Source organism: Streptomyces sp. NPDC058469, from assembly GCF_042721125.1.
In the GTDB taxonomy this organism is placed as follows: Bacteria; Actinomycetota; Actinomycetes; order Streptomycetales; family Streptomycetaceae; genus Streptomyces.
The window spans coordinates 1-19,401 of record NZ_JBHXME010000135.1; the positions used below are offsets into that span (position 1 = coordinate 1).

At 68.6% G+C, this 19,401-nt stretch carries 12 protein-coding genes; 1 reads left to right on the plus strand and 11 read right to left on the minus strand.

Annotated features, from left to right (window positions below; genetic code table 11):
- A partial coding sequence (locus tag ACFWP5_RS39235) for an aldehyde dehydrogenase family protein (protein WP_384168176.1) occupies nucleotides 1-771 on the plus strand: 771 nt, incomplete at its 5' end.
- Between the two features lie 608 nt (nucleotides 772-1,379).
- Here the strand turns inward: ACFWP5_RS39235 and ACFWP5_RS39240 are convergent.
- The 11 genes from ACFWP5_RS39240 to ACFWP5_RS39290 form a co-directional block, all read right to left on the minus strand.
- Nucleotides 1,380-5,336 carry a putative Ig domain-containing protein gene (locus ACFWP5_RS39240; protein ID WP_384168222.1) on the minus strand — a complete coding sequence of 1,319 codons (3,957 nt, stop codon included), beginning with the start codon at nucleotides 5,334-5,336 and terminating at the stop codon, nucleotides 1,380-1,382.
- A 49-nt stretch (nucleotides 5,337-5,385) separates the two neighbouring features.
- Nucleotides 5,386-7,167, minus strand: a complete 1,782-nt coding sequence (locus ACFWP5_RS39245; protein ID WP_384168178.1) for a putative Ig domain-containing protein — start codon at nucleotides 7,165-7,167, stop codon at nucleotides 5,386-5,388.
- Between the two features lie 79 nt (nucleotides 7,168-7,246).
- Nucleotides 7,247-8,938, minus strand: coding sequence for an AbfB domain-containing protein (locus ACFWP5_RS39250; RefSeq protein WP_384168181.1), 1,692 nt, complete (start codon nucleotides 8,936-8,938; stop codon nucleotides 7,247-7,249).
- A gap of 44 nt (nucleotides 8,939-8,982) precedes the next feature.
- Nucleotides 8,983-9,930, minus strand: coding sequence for a glycosyl hydrolase (locus ACFWP5_RS39255; protein WP_384168184.1), 948 nt, complete (start codon nucleotides 9,928-9,930; stop codon nucleotides 8,983-8,985).
- A 50-nt stretch (nucleotides 9,931-9,980) separates the two neighbouring features.
- Entirely contained in the window at nucleotides 9,981-10,142 is a 162-nt protein-coding gene (locus ACFWP5_RS39260) for a hypothetical protein (RefSeq protein ID WP_384168187.1), read from the minus strand.
- 1 nt (nucleotide 10,143) lies between these two features.
- Entirely contained in the window at nucleotides 10,144-12,435 is a 2,292-nt protein-coding gene (locus tag ACFWP5_RS39265; protein ID WP_384168190.1) for an alpha-L-arabinofuranosidase C-terminal domain-containing protein, read from the minus strand.
- Nucleotides 12,432-14,519, minus strand: a complete 2,088-nt coding sequence (locus tag ACFWP5_RS39270; RefSeq protein ID WP_384168193.1) for a TIM-barrel domain-containing protein — start codon at nucleotides 14,517-14,519, stop codon at nucleotides 12,432-12,434. Before ACFWP5_RS39270 ends, ACFWP5_RS39265 begins: the two co-directional genes overlap by 4 nt.
- A gap of 18 nt (nucleotides 14,520-14,537) precedes the next feature.
- Nucleotides 14,538-16,097 carry an alpha-N-arabinofuranosidase gene (locus ACFWP5_RS39275; RefSeq protein ID WP_384168196.1) on the minus strand — a complete coding sequence of 520 codons (1,560 nt, stop codon included), beginning with the start codon at nucleotides 16,095-16,097 and terminating at the stop codon, nucleotides 14,538-14,540.
- Nucleotides 16,098-16,173: 76 nt separating this feature from the next.
- Complete coding sequence (locus ACFWP5_RS39280; protein WP_384168199.1) at nucleotides 16,174-16,998, minus strand: carbohydrate ABC transporter permease; 825 nt, start codon at nucleotides 16,996-16,998, stop codon at nucleotides 16,174-16,176.
- Nucleotides 16,995-18,005, minus strand: coding sequence for a carbohydrate ABC transporter permease (locus ACFWP5_RS39285; protein ID WP_384168201.1), 1,011 nt, complete (start codon nucleotides 18,003-18,005; stop codon nucleotides 16,995-16,997). Before ACFWP5_RS39285 ends, ACFWP5_RS39280 begins: the two co-directional genes overlap by 4 nt.
- 11 nt (nucleotides 18,006-18,016) lie before the next feature.
- Nucleotides 18,017-19,336: an extracellular solute-binding protein gene (locus ACFWP5_RS39290; RefSeq protein WP_384168204.1), complete on the minus strand. Its 1,320-nt coding sequence runs from the start codon at nucleotides 19,334-19,336 to the stop codon at nucleotides 18,017-18,019.
- Between the last annotated feature and the right edge of the window lie 65 nt (nucleotides 19,337-19,401).

Below are 19,401 nucleotides of genomic sequence, written 5' to 3' on the forward strand. Positions count from 1 at the left end.
ATCACCGGTTCGGTGCGCGCGGGCATGTCGGTCGCCGAGTCCGCGTCCAAGGACCTCAAGCGGGTCCACCTGGAACTGGGCGGCAAGGCCCCCGTCGTGGTCTTCGAGGACCTCGACAGTGCGGCCATCGCCAAGGCCGTCGAGGACATCTCGGTCGCGGGCTTCTTCAACGCCGGCCAGGACTGTACGGCGGCCACGCGGGTGCTCGTCCAGGAGGGCATCCACGACGAGTTCGTGGCGGCGCTCGCCAAGGCGGCGGCCGAGACGAAGACCGGACAGCCGGACGACGAGGACGTGCTCTACGGCCCGCTCAACAACGCCAACCAGCTCAAGCAGGTGACCGGCTTCATCGAGCGGCTGCCGGCGCACGCGAAGGTGGAGTCGGGCGGCCAACGGGTGGGTGAGGTCGGCTACTTCTACGCGCCGACCGTCGTCTCGGGGCTGAAGCAGGACGACGAGATCATCCAGAACGAGGTCTTCGGTCCGGTCATCACCGTGCAGTCCTTCACGGACGAGGCGCAGGCCATCGAGTGGGCCAACGGCGTCGACTACGCGCTGGCCTCCTCGGTGTGGACGAAGGACCACGGGCGGGCGATGCGGCTGTCGAAGTCGCTGGACTTCGGCTGCGTGTGGATCAACACCCACATCCCGCTGGTCGCGGAGATGCCGCACGGCGGCTTCAAGAAGTCGGGCTACGGCAAGGACCTCTCGGGCTACGGCTTCGAGGACTACACCCGCATCAAGCACGTCATGACGTCGCTGGACGCGTGACTTGGCAGGTGTGCGCCGCGCGGGCACGGACGGGACCGGCTCCCGGGCGGGTACTCCCGCTTCCTGCACCATGCCGAGACGGCGGCCGAACGCCAAAGCATGGACACGCGCGGTCCTGGTAAAGGTCGGCCGCCGTCGAACGGTCGACAGGCAGAAGAACATGACCACCGATATCCGCGGGCCGGCATCAGGGGGCAGCGCGGCGCGTCCAGCAGCGAATCCACCGACGGCGGCCCGATACCGTTCGCCGCCGGATCGAAAACCGCCTGATAGGAGGACGTCCGGCCCACGGCACCTGCATCTTGGTCCTCCCCTCCGCGAACCACGTGTGCTCGGGCGACCGTAGGCGGCGGCACGGCGCTTCTCCGAGCACCGTCGGCGTCGCCGGAAAGCGTATTGACGTAGGTAACGGCCGTCGGCGCTGTGGAATGAGAAGCCGTCCGCGTCCGCCAGCCGACCACCGCCGTCAACCCCGCCTGCTTCTTGACGGTGTCGCTGCCGTCGGCGGTGACCTGGCCGAGGTGACGAAGCCGGCGCACTCGCGCCGATACTGACCGCCGCCGGGACCGCGGTACCCGGCGACGGCCTGTTGAGGACAGGTACGGCGGTCAGTTGACGGTGAACTCGCTGAAGTCGGCCTCCCCCGCGCTGCCGGAGGAATGGGTGGCGGTGAAGACGCCCGCGTCCTGGGTCGCGGCGGCGGAGTTCACGACGGCGCTGCCCACCTTCGTCCAGGTGCTGCTGCCGTCGGTGGAGTAGGAGCCGGTGTACGAGGTGCCGGTGCGGACGAGCCTGAGCCAGGTCGGGTAGGCCGTGGTGCCGTCCGTCTCGATGTTGCTGTCCACTCCACCGTCGCCGTTGCTGTCCCACTGGAGGGCGACACCGTGGCCGGGAGTGACCGCGAGGATGAGGTACCCGGCCGACGTACCGGTGCCGGCAATATCGTTGCGCACCATGATCCCGGACTTCGTCCAGCCGTTGATGGCGTCCTGCGAGGTCACCGCGACGGTGACGGTCGAGCCGTCCGTGACCGCGCCGGGCTGGTAGATGGCGCTGTACTGGTCGGTGCCGCCCCAGACGTCCGCGCCGTCGCCCAGGATGGCGAGGTCGGTGGCCGACTGGCCGTAGAGCGCTGTGGTGGCGGTGGCGGAGCTGAAGGTCCGGTACGGGTCCTTGACCGGCTGGCCGAGGACGGTGGTCGCGCCCTGGGTGACGGTGATGTTGTCGAAGACGGTGGTGTCGAGGGCGAACGGACTGCGTGAGGTGACGGCGAGCCCGACGTAGTACGCGGCCTTGCCGAAGGAGGCGATCGTGTCCCGTCCGATGACCGACCAGGTGGTGCCGTCCGCGGAAGCCGAGGCGGTGAACTTGTTGCCGGCGCGCTCCAGCCGCAGCCAGGTGGGGGTCGCCACGCTGCTGCCGCTGCCGTTGGTGGTCGAGGTGCCCCCGGCCACCACCTGGCGCCGCACGAACTGCCGGACGCCGGCGTCGCCGCTGCCGTTGCTGGTGAGGATCGCCCCGGCCAACTGCCCGAACGGTGACAGCGACTGGGTCATGAGCAGGCCCACCTGGTCGTGCTCGCCCGCGTTGGCCCGGCTCGCGATCCGGGCCGTGAAGGTGATGTCACCGGTGACCGGGAGGTAGGCGTACTGGGCGGTCATGCCCTGGCCGTTGACGTTCAGGTCCGTCCCGGCGCCGCGAACCGTGAAGCTCTTGTCCGTGGCGTCGTAGCTGGTGATGCCGGGCGTGCGGACGGACACCACTCCGTAGATCCCCAACTGCCGTTCGTCCAGCACGTAGTCGCCGATGTCCTGGTAGGACCAGGGCGCGGGCGGCGGGGTCCCGACTCCGAGTTCGAGCGTCGCAGTGTCGGTGCCGGCGGCGTTGGTGGCCGAGATCCGGACGGTGAAGTCCCCCGTGCCCGTGGAGGTGCCGGAGATCAGACCGGTCGCGGTGTCGACGCTCAGCCCGGCGGGCAGTCCGGTGGCGTTGAAGGACGCGGGATCGTTCGAGGCGCCGATCAGATACGCGAACGGGACACCCGTGTTGGCGTACACGGTTGTCGCGCTGTTCAGTTTTGGCGCGGGTGGTGTCGGCATCGTCGCACTGACCTCAGCCGAGACGGCCCCTGTACCGCCCACGTTGGTCTTGGCGATCACGTAGTAGTAGGTCGTGCCGGGCGTCCCGGTGGGGTCGCGGTAGCCGGTGTGGACGCCGAAGCCGACCGGTCCCACGCCGGTGGCGATCTCCTCGTAGGGGCCGCCCGGTGAGGTGCCGCGCAGGACGGTGCAGCGGCCGGACAGGTCCGTGTCGCTCCAGGTCAGCTCGATCGCGCTGGTCCCGGTGGTAGCCGCGAGTGCGGTGACGGTCCCCTTGGGTGCGGCCACCTGCCAGTGCGTGGAGGACTTGCGGACCACGGTGACGTTGTCGAAGGCCGCCGTTCCGGTCTCCGCGTACGACTGCGAGACGCCCAGGCACGAGCAGTTCACCAGGCCGACGTAGACGGTGGTGCCGAGGTCCAGTTCGGTGGAGCCGACTTCGGTCCAGTGCACGCCGTCCGGGGAGATCGAGCCGGTGAACTTGTCCTTCACGCGCTCAAGGCGCACCCAGTACGGCATCCGCATCCGGTATCCGTCGCCCGCCGCCTCGACGTAGGGGGCTTGCAGGGGAGTCGCCGAATCGGGCAGGGATCCCAGGTTGGAGATCGGGTACGAGGCGGCTGTCGAGATCGCGGTCTGCTGTGCGGGCGGGACCGGGGTGCTGCCGGTCGCCGTGGTCGTCGCCCCGGTGGTGGCACGGGTGGTCCACACCCCGCTCCAGGCGGTGAGGGTGAGGCCCTGGAGCAGCATCGACGCGTGCGCCGAACCCGCCGCCGACGAACTGCGCATCATCACGCCGACCTTGGCGTACTGCGAGCTGAGCGGGAACACAACCCGGGCGCTGGTGGTGACGTTCCCGCTCAACGACATCTGCGCGATCCGGAAACTGTCGGCGGTGCCCGCGATGTCGGCGCCGCCGGCCTCCAGCGTGAACCGTTCGCCGTCGAAGGTCGTCAGCCCGGACGCCTGGACGCTCCCCACGTTCCGCGACGACCAGTTGCTCGGCAGACCGGCCGTCGCGCAGGCCTCCAAGGAGGCGACGCTCGTGCCCACCGCGTTGGTGGCGGTGACCGTGTAGTAGTACGTCGTGCCGACGGTGACTTCGAGATCGGAGTACGTCGTGGACGTCAGCCCGGTGGCGACCGTCTTGAACGTCCCGCCGCTGGTCTTGGCCCGCGCGACCGAGTATGTCGCCGCCGAGGTGGAGCTGGCCGGGTCCACCGACCCCACCCAGGCGAGGTCGACGGAGTCCGATCCATTGCTCGCGGTCAGCCCGGCCGGAGCGCCGGGCGGAGCGGCTGGAGTCGACGAGGCCGGCGCCTCACGCGCGCAGGTCAGGGTGCCCCAGGACGGGTGGTCCTGGTCGTAGCCCTCAACGAACCGGGCCCCGTCGGCGCCCCGGAAGACCGCCTGCTTCGTGTACGGCGCCGACAGGCCCAGCACGCTCACGTAGTGCGCGTAGGCCAGTTCGAAGATGGGGCGGGACAGCCCGCGGACGAGCGTCGTGACCGCCGTCTTGATGTACTTGCCGGTCCGGTCGAGGTCCGCGACGAAGGGCACGTCGTCGTTGCCGAGGTTGTACTTCGCGTCGTACTCGTAGCCGGCGAGGATGCGGTTGTCGGCGAACGCGAACAGGTCGACGCCCTGGTTCCATGCCACTTGGGCCGCACTGGCCAGCAGGCCGAGGGCCAGTTGTTCGTGGGTCTGGTCCCGGCCGCTCTCCTGGCCCTGTCCGGTGGCGTTGACGATCCGGTGCTTGATGCTGCCGTTCCCGGCCCCGGCGGCGGCGTAGCGCACCGCGTCCTCGAACATCACGCGGTCGTCACAGAACACGGCGATGCCCAGCACGGTCTGGATGATCCCGGCGTCCCAGCCGCCGTTGGCGAACAGGGCGTAGCCGGACTGGGCCTTGTACCAGACGTCCTTGAGGGACCTCTCGCACCGCGCGATGTCCTCGGCCGCCCAGCCGTCGTAGCCGGTGTGGCGCAGGATCTCCGCCGCGTTGACGAACTTGAACCCCTGGAGAGACGCGCCGAGTTCGCCGTCCGCGCCGGTGATTCCCTCCAGGAACCGCGACCAGACATCGATGATGTCCCGTGCCTTGTCGGCATAGCGGACGTCCTGCGTGATGTACCACATCAGGGCGTTCTGGTAGGCCGCGGCGGCGTCGTTCGGTGCCTGGTCCTGGTAGTTGTACGGCCCGCGTCCCCAGGTGGTGATCTGGCCGGTGTTCGCCGCCGTGTAGTCGTAGGAGGACCGGCCGTCCGCGGCCATGGCCCGGTATCCCGAGTAGACCGGGTCCTCCTTGGCGGCGACCGCGGTTCTCATACGGTCGAGATCCTCCTGGGTGTGCAGGATCCCCGGGTGGGCGAAGGTGAAGCCGGCGGCCCCGTCCTCCACGGGTGTCTCGGCGTGCGCAGTGCCCGCCGCGAGGAGTGTGGTGGGAGCGACCGCGGCTGCGGTCATGGTTCCGGTGCCGCCCAGGAACGACCGGCGGCTGAAGCGTCTCGGCACGTCAGCCCACCACCAGGGTGAGGGTCCGGGTGCCGGTGCCGACGGCGTTGGTGGCACTGAGTTCGACGGACGAGGTGCCGGTGTCCGTCGGCGCCCCCGAGATGACCCCGGTGGACTTGTTCACGGTCAGGCCGTCCGGCAGGCCTGTGGCGGCGAAGGCGTAGGGGTAGTTGGACGCCTCGATGGTGTAGGCGAAGTCGGAACCGGCGCTCGCTGTCTCGGAGTCCGCGCTGCTGATCGCGGGCAGTACGGCGGTGAGCGAGGCCCCGGAGTCGACGAACTTCAGGTTGGAGACATGCTCGTTGGTGTACATCGGGACGAAGTCCGAGGTCTTGTACCAGGACGCGTGGCCGTCGGTGTCGGAGACGAGCGTCCCGTTGATGACGAGGTTCTCGAAGGTGACGTCCTTGATGGCGTGGTCCGCGTCGTAGCCCACCATGTGCGAGGTGGAGGCGTGGGTGCCGGTGTAGCTGAGGTTCTTGACGTAGACCATCTCGATGCCACGGCCGGCCGAGGTGTTGTACGACCTGTTGAACATGACCCGCATGTTGATGAGTTGACCCCAGCGGAAGTCCTCCACCCGGACGTCCTCGATGCGGACGTTGCGGACCAGGTTGCTGTCCCCCGGGTTCAGGGCGATGCAGCCCTGGTAGTCGAGTTGTGGTTCTCGGTGGTCGAGGATGTCGATGTTGGAGATGGTGAGGTTCTCGATGGTCTCGGGGTTGTCCGTGTTGCCGTGGGTGCCGACGTTGATGGGGTGGGCCACGTCCGCCCACAGGGTGGAGTTCTTTAGGACGATGTTGGTGGAGTCCCCGACGAAGTCCCAGCGGTGGTTGTACACGGCGATGCAGTCGTCGGAGTTGCGCATGAACACGCCGTCGATCACGACGTCCTTGCAGCAGAACAGGTCGATCCCGTCGCCCCAGGTCGTCGCGGAGATCGAGCGGAGGTTGCGAATGGTGAGGTTCTGCGTCTGTCCGGCGCTGATGGAGTGCCCCCGGGGGAGCAGCATCGTGACGCCGTCGATCTCGATGTTCTTGCAGTAATTGACGCCGCAGCCACCGCCGTTGGGCGCCTGATAGACGAGGCCCCGGCCGAGCAGCTTGGCGTTCTCGACGTGGTCGAAGACCACTCGGGACGTGAGCACGGCGCCGCCGGCCAGGTAGACCGTCTTGCCGCTGGGCACGGTGAGCAGACCGTCGGACGTGGAGTGCACGCCGGGACCGAAGTAGATGACGTCCGGGTCGTCCTGGCTGGGCGGGTTGGCATCGATCGCTCCCGCGAACAGCTGGAGGTTGTCGAAGATGTCCTCGTTGAACTCGACGGACAGGTTGCGCGGTTCGGTGAGAGTGAAGGTCAGGGTGCCGCTGCTCTTGTCCAGCTTGTGCGCGATGTCGTACGAAGTGGGGCGGATCCGGGCCTTCTTGACCGTGTCCGCGGTGTAGGTGACGGAGACCTGGACCTCCCCTGTGAAGTCGAAGTACGCCATGGAGGAGTTCTGGGTGGTGCCGCTGCCCGTTCTCGGATCGATGAGCATGGACTTCGCCTGGTAGATGGCGACCTTCTGCCACGAGCCTCCTGGCACGCGTACCTTCACGGCGAAGCTGTCGTTCGTCGCTATCCCGTCGGGGATCGGGTAGGTCGCAAGCTGGTTGTCGGAGGCCTGCGACTCCGTGGCCGCTCGTGCCGGGGTCGCCAGACTGGACACGTAACCGGCGAGGGCGGTGGCGCCCGCGGCGTGCAGCAGGGTTCGGCGGGAGAAGCGCGATTCGGGGCGGTCCATCGGGGGTCCCTTCTGAGGGGGCCGCCGCCCGCGGAGGAGCGCGGGCGGCGGCCGTTTTACGGGGGTGGTTGTGTGTCGGTCAGGCCCAGGCGGTGACGGGGACGAAGGAGCTGTCGGCCGGGAAAGTGCCGGCGACGAGGTCGTACGTGTCCACCCACAGCTGGTAGTTCCGGTGCCGGAGGCAGCGGCCCGGGTAGTTGTGGGACACCAGCCGCACCGACCCGCTCGTCGAGCCGGGCAGGGCGTAGAAGGTGGCGTCCGCGTTGAAGGCGTCCGTACCGTCGCTGGTGGCCAGTTCGATCCGGAACGCGTAGTGCCGCAGATAGCGGCCGTCGGAGGACTTGAAGGAGTAGCCCTTCGAGTCGGCGAGGCCCGCCACGATCGTGAAGCTGGCCTCCGTCTTGAGCGTGGCGGAGCTGGACGAGGTGACCTGGGTCAGCACACCGAGGCTGTCGGTGCCGTACGAGGCGTAGTACGTCGGGTAGTTGACCGACTGGAGCGAGCGGGCCACCCCGGTCGGCAGCGTGGTGCGGGTCTGCTCGGTGGAGGTGAGCTGGGTCAGGCCCAGGTGGTCGTAGCCGCCGCTCGTCGAGCCGTAGTCCCCTCCCCCGCCCTCGGGTTCGACGATCTTGGCGAATGCGGCCGTGTTGGGTACGAACAGGCCCTTGCGCACCGCGTAGTGGTTGTAGATCTGCGCCCAGATGGGACGGATCTGGCCCCGGCTGGAGGTGGACGGCTCGGTGAACGTCTGCCAGCCCTCCCATACGCCGGGCGCACCGTAGTGCCAGGTCCAGGAGGTGAACGGCACGTCCTCGCCCAGGTTGTAGCGGGCTACGTACTCGCACGCCTTCATGAACCGGTTGCTGTCGTAGCCGTACAGGTCGTAGCCCTGGTGCCAGGCCATCTCGCAGATGGTGGCCATCAGGCCGATGCCGAGCATGGTGTGGCCCTGGTCGCGGGCGGTCTCCACCCACTGCGCCAGGCCCTGGTCGTCGTACAGGTAGGGGATGGCGTTCTCGATGGAGCCCATCCCCACGCCGGACTTGAAGTACGTGATGGCCTGGTCGACCTTGGTCTGGTCGTCGCAGAGGATGCCGGTGGCCAGGACGCAGGCGATGTTGCACAGGTCCCAGTTCGCCCAGTAGTTGGTGTCGTAGGCGCCGTTGTGGTTGACCAGGAAGTCGCTGCTGAGCGGGTAGAACGCGTTCCGCATCAGGTTCTGGGCCGCGGTGAGGTCGAAGCCGCTGTAACCGCGCATGATCTCGGCGGCGTTGGCGAACTCGTAGCCGTAGATCCCGGCGGCCAGGAAGCGGTCGGCGCTTCCGGAGATCTGGGTCAGGGTGCCCGACCAGGCATTGAGGATGTCCCGAGCGGCGTTGCCCTGTGCGCCGGAGCCCTGGATCTTCCAGCGTAAGGCGTTCTGATAGGCGGCGGCGACGTCGTTGTAGAGGATGGGGTAGTTCTCGACGCTGCCGTCGCCCCGGTAGACGACCGACTGCGGGTTGGCCGTGTACGTCGGCCACGAGTGGGAGTTGGCGATCAGTACGGCCCAGTCGTCCTGCCAGGGCTGGGCGGCGGCGCTGACCTTGGCGGCCATGCGGTCGAAGTCGGCCTGGGTGTGCAGCATTCCGGGGTGGATCAGGCTCGCGGCCGAGGCCGGGCTCGCGGTGAGGAGCGGTCCCGCCACGGCGGCGGCGCCGACACCTGCGGCGGCTTTGAGTACGTTGCGGCGAGTGGTGCCTTTCGGTGGTGGTGCGGCTCTTTCTGTCACGTCGGGCTCCTTTGCCCTGTGGTTGGTGCTGTGGGGGGGGTCCGTCAGGACGGCTGGTGGCCGCCCCGGAGAGCGGGCGTCCGGTCCGCTCGCAGACGCAGGCCGAACGCGGCGTCGCGATCGCAGCGCAGTCGGCCTTCGTGCACCGCCAGCGGGGCGACCTGCATGCAGGAGCGCTGTCCGTCGGCGGAGTGTGTGAAGTAGAAGAGGTACGCGTCGTCCTCGCCCTGGGAGAGCGCGAAGGCGTGATGGCCGTCTCCGTCGTCACCGGGGCGCAGGCCCTTGCCCGCGAGGAGCGGCTCGTCCTGCCGCGTCCAGTGGGTCAGGTCGTCGGACCGGTAGACCAGCAGCCCGGACCAGAAGTCGGTGACCATCCAGTAACTGCCCTGGTGGTGAAAGACATTGGGGCCTTCCTGCGCCTGGTCGTCCAGTGCGCGGCCGATCGGCCGCCAGTGGAACAGGTCGGGCGAGTCCGCCGCATGGATGCGGTTGCCGTCGGCCTCGTCCTTGTGCCACATGCGCCAGCCCCCGTCGGGCAGCGGCCATACGCAGGCGTCGATGACCCGGTCGCTGGACAGGTTCAGCAACGACTCGAACCGCCAGTTCACGAGGTCCCGGGAGGTGTGGTGCAGGATGTGCCGGTCGGCGTCCCAGTCGGTGGGCACTCCGGGGACGTAGGAGACGTACATGTGGTAACTGCCGTCGTGCCAGAGGATCTCCGGCGCCCAGTAGGTGTTGCGGCCGGGCTCGTGGGCCAGGCCCTGCGCGATGCCGCGGAAGGTCCACGTACGGCCGCCGTCCGTGCTGGTGGCGATGCCGATGTCGGTGCCGTGTACCCAGCCGACGCCTTCGGTGGCGAGGCTCGCCCGGCGGGCGGTGTAGAACATCCACCAGTCGCCGGACTCCCGGTCGCGGATCAGCGTCGGGTCGGCGGCTCCGTCGTGGACCGGATCCCGGAAGAGCGGGGCGGCGGGGGCGAGGGGCGAGGTCACTGCTGGGGCTCCTTGTCGGTGCTGGGCGGGCGGACCGGGGGTGGCGGAGGTCAGACAGACACGTCGCGCTGCCGACACTGCTCGGCCAGGACGGCGAACTGCTCGGCGGTCAGCGGCGGTTCGGCTCCGACCGCGTCGACGATCGCGGTGACACGCCGGCCGACCTGGGTGGCCCTGTCGTCACGTAGGCGACCCGGCTCTCGGCGGCGCATCTCAGGCTTCCGTCACTTGGGTGGAGCCCTCCAGGCGGAGGACGGTGAAGGAGCGGGGTGGCACGGCGCATTCGAAGGCGATCCCGGACGCGATGTCCGACGCGTGAGGGATGGTGTCGCGATCCGTGAACTCGCCGGTCAGAACGGTCTCCGTGGCGCGGGAGGGGGCGCGGTCCGTCCCGTCGAGATGGATCTCCGTCATGACCTCGTCCGGGGTGAGGTTGGTGATCTTCACCAGGAGATCGCCGGAGGTCGTGTCCCGCCCGGTGGAGACGGAGAAGGTCTCGGGCGCGGTCCTGTCGTCCTCGGTCTCGTGGATCAGGACGCCGTCGAGGAGGCAGCGGATGACCGGCCCGGCGACCTCGACCCGGATGTCGTACCAGCGGCCCGTCTCGATCGGCCCCGGCACCCGGTCGAGGTCGTCGACGAAGCCGTCGCACACGCGCTGGAGGGTGAGGCTCTGGTTGTGCCAGCCGCCCAGACTCCAGACGTAGTGGTCGGGCGTGTCCACCGCGCCGAAGCCGACGACGAAGCCCTCCTCCCCCTCGGTCTTGCGCGCTTGAACCTCAAGGACGTAGTCCGATCCACCGCTGGTCACCCGCAGCCCCCGGTACTCGGCCCGGGTGTCGACGGTGCTGAGGCGCACTCCACCGCCGCGCAGCGGGTCCGGCGGAGGCGTGGCAGCCGGAGCACCGGTCACGGTGTGCGGCAGGTACTCGTCCCCGTGGTGGGTGGAGTGCATGCGCTGCACGTGGTAACTCGGTGTCAGCCGCACCTCGGTGTTGTCGAAGTGGACGAGGTTCACGGTCCACTGCGTGTGGCCGGACCTGGCGAGCAGCGGGGCGTACGAGGCCAGGGCCACGATGTCGCCGTTGCGCTCCAGGGCGTTCATGTACGTCGCCTCGGCGAGCGCGTTGAGCAGAGTGTCCCCCTTGGACGCCCACTCTCCGAGGTACACCCTCGGGGCGCCCCGGTCGTAGGCGTCGTACCGGCCGGTGTTCTGGAGGAACCAGCGCGGGCTGAGGTAGGCGTGTTCGTCGACCACCGCGAGATCGAGCTTGCGCGCGAACTCCCAGCCCGCCCGGAAGTCGGCACCGGCCGGGTTCGGTCCTGCCGTGCCGATGACCTTGATGTGCGGATGCCGGTCCGCGAGCGCCGTGCGGATCATCTCGAACCGTTCCCGGAAGGCCGGGGTGATCTCGTCCTCGTTGCCTATGCCGAGGTACTCCAGGCCGAACGGCTCGGGGTGGCCGGCGGCGGATCGCGGGGCGCCCCACGGGGAGTTGGCGGGCCCGTTGGCGTATTCGACGAGGTCGAGGACGTCCTGGACGTACGCGGGCATCTCGCCCATCGGGATGCTCTGTTGGCCGCCCGGGGTGTTCTGGCAGCAGACCCCGGCGGCCACCACCGGCAGCGGCTTCGCGCCGATGTCCTCGCAGAACTGGAAGTACTCGAAGTAGCCGAGCCCGGCGGACTGGTGATAACCCCACAGGTTGGACTGCTGACGTCTCGTTTCGAGCGGGCCGATGGTGTCCTTCCATCGGTACACGTTTCCGAGCCCGAGGCCGTGGGCGACACAACCACCGGGAAAGCGGAGGAACTTGGGCTCCAGGTCCGCGATCGTCTGTGCCAGGTCGGCTCGCAGACCGTTCCGTCTGCCCCTGAAGGTGTGCTCCGGGAAGAGGGAGATCAGGTCCAGATGGACGGTGCCGGGGGCGGTGGCGAGCACGAGCAGCCGGGCCTCGGGGTCGGTCGCGGTGGCGATGAGCACCGCCTCGTGGCGTGCCCAGGTATCCGCCAGTCCGTCGAGCCGGACTTCGGCGTACGTGCCGCCGGAACCGGTCAACCGGACGACCAGCGGGGTCAGTTCACCCTCCGCCCGACGGGCGAAGAGGCTCAGGATGTACGAAGCGCCCGCCTCGACCGGGATGCCGTCGAAGCCGTGGTTGAGCAGGCCCACGCCCTCGCCCGGGTTCGTCACCTCCACCACCGCGTAGTGGGGGTTGGCCGGATGGAGCGGATCGGCCGTCTCCGTGCGCAACTCGCCGCGTCCGCCGCCGAGTTCCACCGCGTCCCAGGCCGTCAGGGAGTGCCACCCGGGCGCGTCCTCGGAGGTGTACTCGAAGGATCGGTTCTGGACGAGCTCGGCGTACAGCCCGCCGTCCGCCGCGTAGTTGATGTCCTCGAAGAAGGCGCCGAACAGGTCAGGGCTGATGGGCCGTCCGGCGCCGGGGCGCGCGTCGACACGGATCGTGGTACGGGCAGGCGTACGAGCCGTCGCACGCGTCGTCATCCAGCGCTCCCCGTGAATACGGCCGCCACGGCGGCGCCTTCGCGGACGAAGACCGGGATGCGCTCCAGCGGCGCGGACGCCTCCAACGTCCTACCGCCCTCGTGGAGTTCGCCGGTGACGGTGTCGGTCCAGCGGGCACCGGCCGGAAGGTAGACCGTGCGGTCCCGGGCGCCCGCCTCGGTGACCGGGGCGACGAGGACGTCGGGGCCGAGCAGGAACTGGTCGCCGACGCTCCAGGCGTGTGCGTCGTCCGGGAAGTCGAAGAACAGCGGGCGCATGACGGGGGCGCCGGTGCGGTGCGTGGCCTCGGCGAGTTCCAGCAGGTACGGGCGGAGGCGCTCGCGGAGGTGCAGGTGCGCGCTCAGGATCGGATACGCCTCCTGTCCGTACGACCAGACCTCGTTCGGCCCGCCGGTCATGTCTGCGGAGAAGGTGGGCCAGTTGGGCTGTCGGTCGCCGTGCAGCCGCATGACCGGACTGAAGGTGCCGTACTGGAACCAGCGGACCATCACCTCCTGGTACGCCGGGTCAGTGGGGTCGCCGCCGCCGAAGCCGCCGATGTCCGTGTTCCACCAGGGGATGCCGCTCATCGCGACGTTCAGCCCGGCCCGCACCTGCTGGGCGAGGGACTCGAAGGTGGGGCGGATGTCGCCGGACCACAGGGCGGCGCCGTAGCGCTGGCTTCCGGCCCAGGCGGAGCGGATCAGGCTGAACGGGCGGTCGTCGCCGTCCTGTTGAAGCCCTTCGGCGACGGCACGTGCCTGCGCCAGCCCGTACAGGTTGCCGACCTGGACGCCGGGGCCCGCCGCGTAGACCGCACGGGCGGCCAGTTCCGGGGTCAGGTCGGGTTCGCAGGCGTCCAGCCAGAACGCGGCGACGCCCAACTCCCGGTAGTGCTCGCGCAGTTGCTCCCAGAGGTAGCGGCGGGCGCCGGGTTCGGTGGAGTCGAGGTACGCCATCGGCTGATGGTCCCCGCCGTGGCCGCGGGACGGCCAGGGGAAGGTCAGCGGGCCGCCGTGGCGGTCACCGACGAGAAGTCCCGCGTCGCGCAGAGCGGCGTAGTTGTCGCTGCCGGGCTCCACCGTGGGCCAGACGGACACGGCGAGCTTGACGCCGAGTGCCTCCAACTCCTTGACCATGCCCTCGGGATCGGGCCAGTCGGTCCGGTCGAAGTCCCAGTCCCCCATGCGGGTCCAGTGGAAGAAGTCGCAGATGATCGTGGCCAGCGGCAAGCCTCGCCTCTTGTACTCCCGTGCCACGGTGAGGAGTTCGTCCTGGGAGCGGTAGCGCAGCTTCGACTGCCAGAAGCCGGTGGTCCACTCGGGCACCAGGGGCGGATGACCGGTCACGTCCGCGTACGCCCGCATGATCTCGGCGGGGGTGTCGCCCGCAGTGATCCAGTAGTCGAGCCCGCGCGCTTCGTCCGCGACCCAGCGGGTCGTGTCGCCGCCCAACTCCACCCGGCCCGTCGCCGGGTTGTTCCACAGCAGACCGTAGCCGCGGGAGGAGTGCAGGAAGGGGATGGAAACGATGGTGTTGCCCTGGACCAGGTCGATCACCAGCCCCTTCTGGTCGAGGCGGCCGTGCAGATGCTGGCCGAGACCGTGGATGCGCTCGTCGTCGTACGCCTCGAAGCTCTGCTCGATGCGGTAGGTGCCGTCGCCGAGCGGTGCGAACGTGCGCGGCTCCGGGTACCAGGTGTACGGGCGCTTGTCGGCGAGAAGTTCGCGGCCGGTCGCGGTGTGCAGGAAGCGCAGCTTGCCGTCCTGGTCGGCCTCGACGGTGATACGGCCGTTGACCAGACGGGCGGTGCCGCCCGGGTGCGCGGTCGCCGTGGCGGTGGAGTCGGGTGGAGGGATGTCGAGGGCCCCGGGCAGCGTTTCGTCGATTCCTTCTACGGCGCCGACCTCGTCGGTGTGGGTGACGCTGCTGCCGTCCAGGCTGCGGCCGGCGATCGTGTCGTCCGGGTTCCGGAGGGCTCGGGCACGGACCCGTACCGCGTGCGGGCCCCAGGGTTCGATGACGAGGATCTCGTGCGGGGCGCGCCGCTCCAGAGCGCCGTCCTGGGCGGTGAAGACAGTCATGGATGCGGGGTCTCCTTCTCAACTCTGGGCGGTGGCGGTCACGTTGGCGCTCTCGGTGGCCAGGCGGATGACGTTCCAGGACAACGGCGGCAGCGTGGAGGTCAGTACGTCACCGGTGACAGCACTGGCGTCGGCCGTGCGCGGAGTGACTCGTTCGGGGTCCGTGAGGGTGTTGCGGGCGTCGGGGTCGTCGCCGGTGAACATCAGATGCTCGACGACCCGGACGGCGCCCAGTCCACGGAGGGCCACTTCGAGCGGGAGTTCCCGGGTCAGGCTCCGGTTGACGGCGAAGACGGTGAGCGTGCCGGCCTGTTCGTCGTGGACGGCCGTGGCATGCAGCAGGTCGACCTCATCAAAGCGCCCGGTGGTGTGGGTCGGGCTGTCCACCTCGACGCGCAGCACCCGGCCCCGGCCGTACTTCGACGCCTGGGCGAAGGGGAAGAAAGTGGTCTGCCGCCAGGAGGGACCGCCCGGCTCGGTCATGATCGGGGCGATGACGTTGACCAGCTGGGCGAGGGACGCGGAGGTGACCCGGTCGGCGTGGCGCAGCAGGGCGATCATCAGGGAGCCGACGAGTACGGCGTCTGTGAGCGTGTAGTTGTTCTCCAGGAGCCGGGGAGCCTGCGGCCAGTCGTCCTCGGGACGGGACCCGGGCGGAGACTCGGGTTCGCTGTGCCAGACGTTCCACTCGTCGAAGGAGATCATCATCTTCTTCTGGGACTTGAGTGTGGCGCCCACATGGTCGCAGGTGGCGACCGCGGCTTCGATGTACCGCTCCATCTCGACGGCCGAGGCGAGGAACGAGTCGCGGTCGGGGTTCTCGCCCTTCATCTCGTAGTAGGCGTGCAGGGAGACGTGGTCGACCTTGTCGTAGCACTCGGTCAGGACCGTCGACTCCCAGGTGCCGAAGGTCGGCATCGCGAAGCTGGAGGAACCGGCGACGACCAGTTCGAGGCCTGGGTCGATCATCTTCATGAGGTTGGCGGTCTCGCGGGCGACCTGGCCGTACTGCTCCGCGCTCTTGTGCCCTATCTGCCAGGGGCCGTCCACCTCGTTGCCCAGGCACCACATGCGGATGCCGAACGGCTCCTTGTTCCCGTGCGTGGCCCGGAGGTCGGAGAGTTCGGTGCCGCCCGGGTGGTTCGCGTAGTCGAGGAGCCGGCCGGCGTCCTCCACACCGCGGGTACCGAGGTTGACGGCCATCATCGGCTCGATGTCCGCCTTGGCGCAGAAGTCCATGAACTCGGCCAGGCCGAACTCGTTGGTCTCGGTGGAGCGCCAGGCCGGTTCCAGGCGTCGGGGCCGGTGCTCGACCGGGCCGACGCTGTCCTCCCAGCGGTAGCCCGAGACGAAGTTGCCGCCCGGGTAGCGGACCGTGGTGACGCCGAGTTCGCGGATGAGCGCGAGGACGTCCTCCCGTAGGCCGCTCTCGTCGGCGTCGGGGTGTCCGGGCTCATGGAGGCCGCTGTACACGCAGCGGCCGAGATGCTCGACGAAGGAGCCGTACAGCCGTGGATGGACGGTTCCGATGCCGAAGGCGGGGTCGAGGGTGAAACGGGCAGCGGTGGGCGAAGACATGCTGCGTCCTTGTGGATCGAGGAAGGTGCCGTTGCTTCACGTGCCGATCGTTCGCATGCCCTTGCTTCAGGCGCCGTTACTTCAGTCCCGAGGTGGAGACACCAGTGACGAAGCCGCGCTGGAGGACGAAGAAGAGCAGGAGGACGGGGAGGATGTAGAGGACCGAGCCCGCCGCCATCAGGTTGTTGATCGGCGTCTGGTTGCCCTCGTTGACGTACTGGGTGGCCACGGCGACGGCGAGAGTGGTGTGGTCCGTGCTCAGCAGCAGGGACGGGGCGATGTAGTCACCCCAGACCCAGGTGAACGACAGCAGCATGCTGGTGGCGAGCACCGGCCAGGACTGCGGCAGGAAGATCCGCCAGAAGATACGGCCGTAGCCGCATCCGTCGACGATCGCGGCCTCCTCCAGCTCCCGGGGCATGTTCGCGAAGAACTGCCGGAACAGGAAGATCAGGTAGGGCGCTCCGGCCAGCCCCCAGAGGACCCAGGGCCAGTAGGTGTCGATCATCCCGAGCCTGGCGAAGATGATGTAGGTGGGGATGAGGGTGATCATCGCCGGCATCATCATCGTGGACAGCAGGACGCCGAAGACCAGCCGCTTGCCCCGGGCCGCCATGCGGGCGAAGCCGAAGCCGGCCCAGGCCGAGCTGAGGGTGATCAGCACCGAGTAGATGCCTGCGATGATCAGCGAATTCCTGGCGTAGCCAAGGTAGTTGAAGAAGGTCAGGGCCTTGGCGAAGTTCCCGAACTGCCATTTCTCGGGCAGCCAGTGCACCGGGTAGGCGGCCATCTCCGAGTTGTCCTTGAAGGCGGTGATGACCAGCCAGCCGAACGGGCTGGCGAACAGCGCGACCAGCGCGATGAGAACGAGGTAGAGGCCGGTGCGACGAGCGAGGATCATTTCTTGGTCTCCGGCTCGAAGTTGTAGAACACCGCACCGGAACTCAGTTTGAAGATAAGCGCGGTGACGACGAGGATCACGGCGAACAGCACCCACAGCAGCGCGGACGCGTAGCCGAAGCGGCCGTTGGCGAGGTACTGCGCGAACACGTTGATCATGTACAGGTAGTTGCCCTGCGGCACCGAGGTGACCCCGGCGGGGCTGGGGTTCACCGCGAGCAGCATCGGCATGATGCTCTGGAGTGCGCCGATGACGCCGGTGATGACCTGGAAGAAGATCACTGGCGAAAGGAGCGGGAGGGTGATCCGCCGGAACGACTGCCAGGAGTTCGCGCCGTCGATGCGGGCGGCCTCGATCAGTTCCTTGGGCATGTCCTGCAGACCGGCCAGCGAGATGATCATGGCGTTGCCGCAGCCCCAGAGCGTGAGCATGAGCAGCACGTACCGGGCGTAGGGATCGGCGAGCCAGATGACCGGGCCTCCGCCGAGGAAGCCGAGGATCCCGTTGGCCGCGCCGGTGTCACGGTCGAAGACCATCTTGAAGGCCATCGCCGCGCCGACCGGAGGGAACACCGCGGGCAGGTAGAGCAGGGTGCGGTAGATGCCCCGGCCCCGAATCGGACGGTTGATCAGCACCGCGAGGGCGAGCCCGGCGATGATGCCGGTCGGCACGACGGCCGCGACGAAGATCCCCGTGCGGACCAGTGTGTCGCGGGTGACCGGGTCCGAGAGCAGTTCCTTGTAGTTGTCCAGGCCGATGAAGTGGGTGTTCGGCGAGATGCCGTCGGAGTCCGTCAGGCTCAACCACAGCGCGTATCCCAGCGGATACAGGGTCAGGCCGAGGAAGCCGAGCAGCCACGGGGCGACACTGAGCCAGAAGACCCGCTCCTGCTGGCGACCGCGGGCGCCGAGGCGGACGCGTGGCCGGCCGGTCGTCACCCGCGAGGGCGGGGGCGGCTTCGCGGGCGCCTCGACGAGCCGGCTCGTCCGCGCTTGATCCGTACTCATGTGACCGGCACTCACTTGATCAGCTTCTTGCCGTTGGCGAGCTGCTTGTTGATCCCCTCGTTCAGCTGGTCCGCCAGCTTCGTGACGGAGGTGCTGCCCTTGATCGCCCCGGGCGTCAGCTGGTAGATCACGGCGTTCATGGCGTCCATCCGGATGTACGGGGTGAAGGGCAGCACGGAGAAGTACTCCAACTCCTTGCTCTGCACCGCGTACGCCTCCTTCTGGAAGCCCTTGGTCTTCGGCAGGAGCGGGCGCAGGGACTTGAGCGCGGGGAGGCCGGAGCCGGTCTCGGCGCGCTTCTTGGCGGGCGTGCCGCCCAGGAAGTACTCCATCGCCTGCCAGGCCGCGTCCTTGTTCTTGCCGGCCTTGGGCATCCACAGGCCGGTCCCCGTGTAGCAGGTGCTCATCCGCTTGCTGCCGAGCTGGGGCGCGGGAGCGAAGCGCGCGGTGGCGGCGATCTTCTCGTCGGTGACGATCTGTCCGCCGAACCAGTAGCCCTGGGCCGTGATCGCCATCCGGCCGGCCTGGAAGGTGGGCCAGTCCCAGCCGTTGGGGTCCGGGTAGGCGAGGGAGGGGGTGATATGGGACTTGGCCAGGTCGATGTACCAGGCCAGCGCGCTCTTGGCCGCGTCGCCCGTGAAGTCGACTTCGGAGTAGTCGTCGTTGAAGAGTTCTCCCCCGGCCTGAGTGGTCATGATCATGAACGTCTCGAAGGTGCCGCCCACGCTCAGCCCGTACGCCTTGGACTTCTTTCCGCTCGCCCCGAGGCGCTTGCCCACGTCGAGCAGCTTGTCGTAGGTCAGCGGCACGGTCTCGCTGAGGTAGGGCTCGTCGGCCGCGTCGAACAGCGCGGTGTTGTACCAGAGCGTGTAGTTCTGGGAGTAGTCCTTCGCCATCCCGTAGCGCGGCCCGCTGCCCTGCTTCTTTCCGTCCCAGCGCCAGATGTCGTTGACCGGGTCCAGGTCGGCGGCCTTGAGGACCGTGCTCTTGGCGAAGTAGTCGTCCAGGTCCTGCGCGACGCTGTGCGAGGCGAGATACGGGACGTCCGAGCCCTCGGCGCGCACGATGTCGGGTGCGCCGCCGCTGGTGAGCATGGCGGTCAGCCGGGTGAGGTCGTACTTGACCACCTTGAGGGTCATGCCGAGTGTCTTCTCGGCCTGCTTGATCTCGGCGGCCGTGCCCAGCTCGGTACCGCTCGACATGATCGTGAGGGTGGTCTTGCCCCCGGAGTCGCCCGAGGACACCGAGCCGGCACAGCCCGAGAGCAGACCGCCCGCCGTGGCCGCGACGGCGACACCGGTGGAGGTCGTGAGGAACCGACGCCGTGACATCGGAGCACCAGTTGTGGACCGCATGACTGCTTCCTGCCTTTCCGGCTGCTTCGCAGGATTTCTGT

Excerpts from the sequence above, each read along its gene's own strand:
- ACFWP5_RS39240 (WP_384168222.1), bottom strand. The coding sequence starts at position 5,336 with ATGACCGCAGCCGCGGTCGCTCCCACCACACTCCTCGCGGCGGGCACT.
- ACFWP5_RS39245 (WP_384168178.1), bottom strand. The coding sequence starts at position 7,167 with ATGGACCGCCCCGAATCGCGCTTCTCCCGCCGAACCCTGCTGCACGCC.
- ACFWP5_RS39260 (WP_384168187.1), bottom strand. The coding sequence starts at position 10,142 with ATGCGCCGCCGAGAGCCGGGTCGCCTACGTGACGACAGGGCCACCCAG.
- ACFWP5_RS39265 (WP_384168190.1), bottom strand. The coding sequence starts at position 12,435 with ATGACGACGCGTGCGACGGCTCGTACGCCTGCCCGTACCACGATCCGT.
- ACFWP5_RS39270 (WP_384168193.1), bottom strand. The coding sequence starts at position 14,519 with ATGACTGTCTTCACCGCCCAGGACGGCGCTCTGGAGCGGCGCGCCCCG.
- ACFWP5_RS39275 (WP_384168196.1), bottom strand. The coding sequence starts at position 16,097 with ATGTCTTCGCCCACCGCTGCCCGTTTCACCCTCGACCCCGCCTTCGGC.
- ACFWP5_RS39280 (WP_384168199.1), bottom strand. The coding sequence starts at position 16,998 with ATGATCCTCGCTCGTCGCACCGGCCTCTACCTCGTTCTCATCGCGCTG.
- ACFWP5_RS39285 (WP_384168201.1), bottom strand. The coding sequence starts at position 18,005 with ATGAGTACGGATCAAGCGCGGACGAGCCGGCTCGTCGAGGCGCCCGCG.
- ACFWP5_RS39290 (WP_384168204.1), bottom strand. The coding sequence starts at position 19,336 with ATGTCACGGCGTCGGTTCCTCACGACCTCCACCGGTGTCGCCGTCGCG.